This window comes from Bradyrhizobium sp. BR13661, assembly GCF_029892425.1.
Classification (GTDB): domain Bacteria; phylum Pseudomonadota; class Alphaproteobacteria; order Rhizobiales; family Xanthobacteraceae; genus Bradyrhizobium.
In genome coordinates, this window is record NZ_JARXWB010000047.1 from 41343 (window position 1) to 47962 (window position 6620).

At 54.0% G+C, this 6620-nt stretch carries 3 protein-coding genes and 1 pseudogene; 3 read left to right on the top strand and 1 reads right to left on the bottom strand.

Annotated elements, in window-relative coordinates; all coding sequences use genetic code 11:
- Positions 1-32: 32 nt before the first annotated feature.
- The gene (locus M2427_RS39625; RefSeq protein WP_280712188.1) at positions 33-893 is read right to left on the bottom strand and encodes a hypothetical protein; all 861 of its coding nucleotides are present in this window, start codon (positions 891-893) and stop codon (positions 33-35) included.
- A gap of 594 nt (positions 894-1487) precedes the next feature.
- Here M2427_RS39625 and M2427_RS39630 point away from each other — a divergent pair.
- The 3 genes and pseudogenes from M2427_RS39630 to M2427_RS39640 all read left to right on the top strand — a co-directional run.
- Positions 1488-1831, top strand: a pseudogene (locus M2427_RS39630) (IS701 family transposase); the annotation flags it as partial.
- Between the two features lie 573 nt (positions 1832-2404).
- Positions 2405-3298 carry a class I SAM-dependent methyltransferase gene (locus M2427_RS39635; RefSeq protein WP_280712189.1) on the top strand — a complete coding sequence of 298 codons (894 nt, stop codon included), beginning with the start codon at positions 2405-2407 and terminating at the stop codon, positions 3296-3298.
- Between the two features lie 1154 nt (positions 3299-4452).
- On the top strand, positions 4453-6620 hold a 2168-nt coding region (locus M2427_RS39640), incomplete at its 3' end, for a calcium-binding protein (protein ID WP_280712191.1).

Genomic DNA, 6620 nt, shown 5'->3' on the forward strand with positions numbered 1-6620 from the left:
CAGATGGTAAAAGCAGCGCAAACTTATTGCGGTTACTTCGGAGAGGAAGTGAGCACCCCCCACAGATTCCATTGTCCCCAAGTGGACAAAGGCGCCTGAAAATTATAGGGCGCCATAAACGCAAACAACATCGGTTTCCTTGGAATCAAGTATCCGCGCGCATCGCCGCTGACGCCTGGATTTACGCCGGGCAAGCTAGCAGCGGCTGCGACGAAGGGTCCGCTGCAGATCACGTTTGGCGCACTCCAGTGGATGCCATCCGAAGAGGTTCTATGTTGCGGGACCCATCCTTGATCACCGAGATCAGATTCAAACATAAAGAATAGACCCGACACTGGATCATATTTGACGTCGACGCTTTGGTCGTTCTCGACGACCTCGATTGGCGTGCTCCAGTTGATGCCGTCGTGAGAGGTGGCGAAATATATTCGGTAAACCTGATTAGTCCATTGTCCATCGACAAGACTAATCGTTTTGGTCGAGTCAGTATACCACATATAAAGCGTCCCCTTCATGACGACGACCGTTGGTTGTCCCGCGCCGTAAATATTGCTGTCATCCGGCGTCGCGTGGAACGGCCACAATATCACGTGAGAGTCGGGCGGATTCTCCTCCCAAGTTCCTCGGTCGGTATACTTAAGAAAAGGGCCCGCGGGCGATGCGGATCGGGCGACGAATATGACCGTCTGCACATTGAGGATATTGCCGCCGTAAAACAAATAATAATACGGTCCATCTCCTGCATCATAGCGCACGATCGATGGATCACAGTCGGCGCGTTCCAACTGTGTCGGATTTAGAACAATTTGCGGGGTGCTCCATTTTATCAAATCAGACGAAGTGGCATGACGAGTGTCATCCCAACCAGTGGTGCCGCGGCTGCAAAAATACATATGGAATATGCCTTCTGAATAAATGATGGAAGGCGCATACGCATAAGAGAATTTGTTAGCTTCAGCATTGATAACAAGAAGGTGTGGCCGGAGGTGCAAACACCGCTTGTTTATAAGGGCGTACCTAGAATGACATTTAGTGACCCGAGCAAACCGTGCCCCGTTAGCCGAGATGCCTGACGAGGAACCGCTCGAGCTGGACCCTTGAAACAACAAAACAACGATCATTGCCGAGACGACTTTTAATAAAGCCGCGGGACCGACCCTTGTTAGCATCTTCAAGAAATGCTTCCACTCGGCATTGCCCGCTCCCTGCTTCGACAAATTAAACATAGCCGGACCCAATTTTCTCAAGCGTTCACTGCGCCGACCGGCCGTGGTCGGAGGTCACAAACCTTGCCGGCGTCGCTCATCGGAATCAATCGAAAAGGCGTTCGATACTTACTGCTCGCACGCTGGAACTTGATGATGCCGAGTTCCGCAGCGTCCCGGCAGCTGGCAGTGCTTGTTTTCAGGTCCTGGAATTGGAATACTTTCCTCAAGTGGCCCTACGTTCGTCTCGTCGGCGGTGAACGTCCTCCAAGCTCCTAGCAAGTGGCGTCGACCGAGGAGACGCTTCCGTTGTCGGCGGCGTCGCTTCGGTAGGTTTAAGTAGCGGACACGTCTGTTGTTCACGCCAGCGCGCGTGGCGACGAATGTGCCTGTTCCTGGAAGGCTTACTCGAAGACGAGCAGCGCAAGGCCGGCTGAATGCGAACAGAGGCGGCCGGCGATCCCGGCCGAAGGCGACAACAGGCGATCCTCGGTCGAGAGATTGGGACGCCGATGCGCTGCGCGACTATGTCATCGAGCATTTGGCGGATGACGATGCGGTGCTGGTGATCAACGAGGCCGGCTTTCTCAAGCAGGAGAAGAGCGTCGTGCGGGTTGGCGCGTCAAGAGTAGGCTATGGGCCACCCCATGCCAGGGTGCCACGCCGCGGACCGTCTCGCCGGCCTACACGGTCTCTTCGACAAGGCGGACCTTGTCGGCGTAACTCCATCGCCGCTGACGCTCGGCGCCCAACACGTTGATCTGCCTTCCCGACCTGACTTTGAAGCTAGACTTGAGGTCAAATCCTCAGCCTGCCTCGAAGGCTGAACAGGCGGCCGTCGCCTTAGGATACGCTTATAAGCAACGCTCAAGGAAATCGTGCCGCCAACCTAAAGACATAACTTGGAGCGAAGATCTGCCGATATTTTAAGCCATTTGATGAAGTTCTCACCAACTTTGGCTGTGGGTTGTCGCGCCGCCGCTATTTCTAACCAGCTGGACCCGTGTCAGCTTAATGGCCATATAGCGAACCGCCTTTTGCCGCATTCCTCTACGAAATTGCGACTAGCATTTGACCTGTTAACTCGTTGGGCATGCATGGCTGAGGCAGCTAGGCAACATATTGTATCACTTGACGTCGCCCCAGGTGCCGCAACCTCGTGGTTGGAGTTGATGGCGCGTTGCCCTCGGTGCTCTTCTATGTTGCAAAATCTGAAATCTCAGCCGTCCTGTTCCGACCCCGCCTGCGAATACAGCAAATCCGGGTTTCCATTGGTCCACGGTCAGCCGGTTCTAATCGATTTTGCAACGAGCATTTTCGACCGCGACGCGTACCGGCGCCACAACGGCTCCCCTCTTAAACGCGACGTCACCCTCCGTTCAATTGGCTCGCGGCTCCATCAGTTCACTTTTGGAATGAACCGGGTTGCAGCTTTCAACTGTGCTAAATTCCTCGGGCTTCTCAAAAAAGTCTCCGGTAGGCCAGTCGTGCTTGTCATTGGTGGCGGCACCATCGGCTTTGGCACCGGCGAACTCTATAATGACGCTTCGATCGAACTAGTGGGCACCGACGTCTACGCCTCACAACACACCTGTTTAGTAGCCGACGCCCATAAGCTTCCTTTTGAAGAAAAAGTGTTTGATGGCATTTGGATCCAGGCGGTTCTCGAGCATGTATTAGAACCACATACCGTCGTTGCCGAAATCCATCGAGTGCTGAAGCGAGGCGGTTTGGTTTATGCGGAGACACCGTTCATGCAGCAGGTGCATGAACGCGCCTATGATTTTTCTCGCTTCACGCAAAGCGGCCATCGATGGTTATTTAAGGATTTTTCCGAAATAAGCGCCGGGCCGGTCTCAGGCGCGGGGGTCGCTTTACTCTGGTCTATCCGATATTTTTGCCGTGCTCTTGGAGCGGGCAATAAACTCTCGCTCTTAATTTGCCTTCCATTTTTTTGGATTCGGTTTTTAGACAAACTCGCGCGCGGGCGCACCGTTGCGGACGCCGCCAGTGGGCTTTTCTTTCTCGGCCGGAGAGCCGATCAGGCCATCGATCCGCATTCGATGCCGAAATACTACGATCTACAACTATAGCAGGTCACTAGATCGACGACTGGATTTGGGCCATTGCCTCGCATCTTGGCTAGTCGGCGCGTGCTTTTGCGCGTGGTGCAGCAACGACCCCAAGAAACATTTAAGCACCGCGAGGGCTTTGTTGTCAGCTGTCACAATCAATCGCCAGACATTGTCCCGCCACCGAATGCTCTCCTTCTCGATGGGAACGCGCGTCAGATTAATCTTCTTCTTGAGCGCGGCGGTCCCTTTGAATTTCTTTGATGGCCGTCAATCCAAGCGGCAGCCTGCCCTTCGATCGTCACCGCCAAGCTCGAGTGCATCAGGATGCCGCAAACCGTGCGCGATCTCAGGCGTCCGCCTTGTCCGGCGGCTGTTTGCGCGCTTGGTGATCCCGCTCGCGTCGGAGTTCTCTCTTTGACAGCTGAACTTGGTCGTATCATGGGGCACTAGAACAGGACCTTCGGTGGCAAGCGCTCGCTCACGCGTTGATTGAATGTGGTCGGCCAGAATATTCGCTTCACTGACCCGCTCATTAGAGAAGAAGCTGTAGGCTGCCTAGGTATTCGTCCAATCCTGGCAGACGAGCGGAATACTTTGTCCTATGGCGCTCCCAATCTGCGTGAGCAGTTTTGCGGAATGTATCGTGCCAAAACTGGCATCCACTAGTCTCTTGATCAATCCAATATTCACCGCCCAACAATCGCAAACAGCCGTTTGCCGATCCATCGCTCAATATAAGCCCCGTAGAGCCCCCCTCGCGAATCAGGCGCTCAGCAAGGACTGACAAGTGATTCTTTCGATTCAAAATTTTCGCCGATCAGCGGATCAGCTCGAGCGGTCAAAGTTATGGGTAATTGAAAGTTTCACCGGACGGATACTGAGCTGTGCGTCCATAGCCCGTCTTTAGAGATAGACGAGCACATTGGAAGCGATGGCCGCCAACTACCATCACCACGGGCGCTGTCGCCTTTCCCGTAAAACTCCGGTGAATTGGCACTCAAGATCCGGCGCTTCATCAACGCTTCTATTCCGTTAAATCGGCGAAGCTATTAACCGCTTGTTCTCATTTGGCCGAGAACGATGGGATGTCCGGGCTTTAGGAATCGCTCTCTAAAGAATCTCTAAGAATATTGGGCCCCGGATTATCGATCACTCCAATTCGGAGTTTAGGCGTGGCAAGGATCTTCGACGTTCAAGGCTTCGGTGCACTGTCCGAGTGGAATGGGCAATTCTCCAGCCTCTCTGCAATTCAGGCATTTCAGACGATCGCGTCGCTGGGATCGAACTCAGTCGAGTTAACGGCTAGAATCTGGACTCAAACTGGAACAAGCAACACCGTTTTTGCCGATCCCGCCAAGACCGAGAGCGACGCAAGTCTTTTGGCCGGTTTTAAGGCTTCACAAGCCGCGGGGCTATCGGTCGTCTTCAAAGCCGCGATTTCATCTGAGGATGGAACGTTGTGGAACGCTTTGGCACCCACAAATGTCGGCGCTTTTTTTGCATCATACAAAGCGGAAATAGTTCACCTCGCCACGATCGCGCAGGAAGGTGGCGTCCAGACCTTTGTCATCGGCAACGAGATGGAGAGTTTGACGGGCCAACAATATCTTGGCTACTGGACCGATCTGATCTCGGCCGTTCGGCAAGTCTATCATGGGGAGCTGACGTATGCGGCCGCGACCGACGAGGCTTCGAAAGTCAGCTTTTGGAGTGAGCTCGATACTATCGGTGTGAATACCTATCCACCGCTGTCCAACAACATGAACCCGACGGTTCAGGATCTGGTCCACGCCTGGAATTCGGTACCGATCGACCCCTATTGGGCGGCCGCGTTCGAGTATAAATCGCCAGTCGATTATCTGCACTCGCTGTCGGAGCAATACAATAAGCCAGTTCTGATGACCGAGGCAGGTTACCAAAGTATCGATGGCGCAGCAGGCGGAGCACAGGCGCCCTTTACCACTGATCCAGCCGCACAGGCAGATGCGTACAATGCTTTTTTTCAGGTGTGGACTGCGGAGGGCGGAAATTGGCTGGAAGGCGTCGAGCTTTGGCAATGGGATCTCAACAACCAGTATAGCAGTTTGGGCTATTCCCCGATGGGAAAGCCAGCTGAGGCAGTCGTCTCGCAATACTTCCAAGGCAATGGGTACATACCCAGTCTTACGGTCAATGGTTCATCTATTGCCGAGGTCATCGATCTCGGTCAAGGGAATAACGTTGTCCACACCGGGCTCGGCAATAAGGTGATTTACTGTGGCGCCGGAAACGATCTTATTATTGGCCCAACTGTTGCCGGACCGCTGAAGACCACCACGATAACCTTGACGGGATATGGGTCGGAGGTCAATGGCGTCGGAGCGCAGGCGGAAGTCTTCGTCAATGGCAAAGCCGTATCCGGGTTGCTCAATTTCACGTCGGCGATCGACTCTTCAGGTTACCAGACCTATACGGTGACGTTTAACAATCCAGCTTCGATCACCAGTCTCGATATCGGATTGATGAATGCCACACCGGGGGTGGCGCTGCATCTCAAGGATGTTTCGGTCAACGGAGTTGCCCTCTCCTCGAGTGACGCCACCAATTCAAGCGCGCCCGGCACGTTCGATCTCTACGTCTTTTACATTCACATCGATGCGACTAATCACCAGAACTGGTTTTTCGGCGATCAAACCAGCAATTCAACGATTTATGGCGGCGCCGGCAACGACGTCATCATCGGCGGAATTGGCAACGACACCATCGACGGCGGGGCCGGAATAAATACGGCGGTATATTCGGGCAATGCCGGCGACTACAAGGTCACCCATGTCGGCAACACGACCATCGTAAGCGACACGGTTGCGGGCCGTGACGGGAGCGATCATCTGACCAATGTACAGTTCCTGAAGTTCGCCGATACCCTCATGGCGGCATCGCCGGCGTCGGTTGTGATCGAGTCGTCTGGATCGACTAGCCTGGTCGAGGTTGGAAACACATACCATCTCTATAATGGCGGGACAGATCCCTCGCTGAAATATGCCGGGGGTAACGTGGTCGAGGGCCAATTTGGCACTATGACGCCAATCGCTGTGGAGCAGACGGCAACCGGATATGAGGTTGCTTGGAATGATCCTAGCACCGGTCTTTACACGGTATGGAATACGGATAGCAGCGGTAACTTTACCTCTACTCTCGTCACCGGTGTATCGGGAACCAATGTTATACTAGATGGAGTCATCGGGGCTAACGTGATCGATACCAATGGCTCGACCAGTCTGGTCGAGGTTGGCAATAATTTCTACCTCAACAGCGTCAGCAGCGGCTCTGGTCCAGAGTTAAAATATGGCGGCCCGGCGGT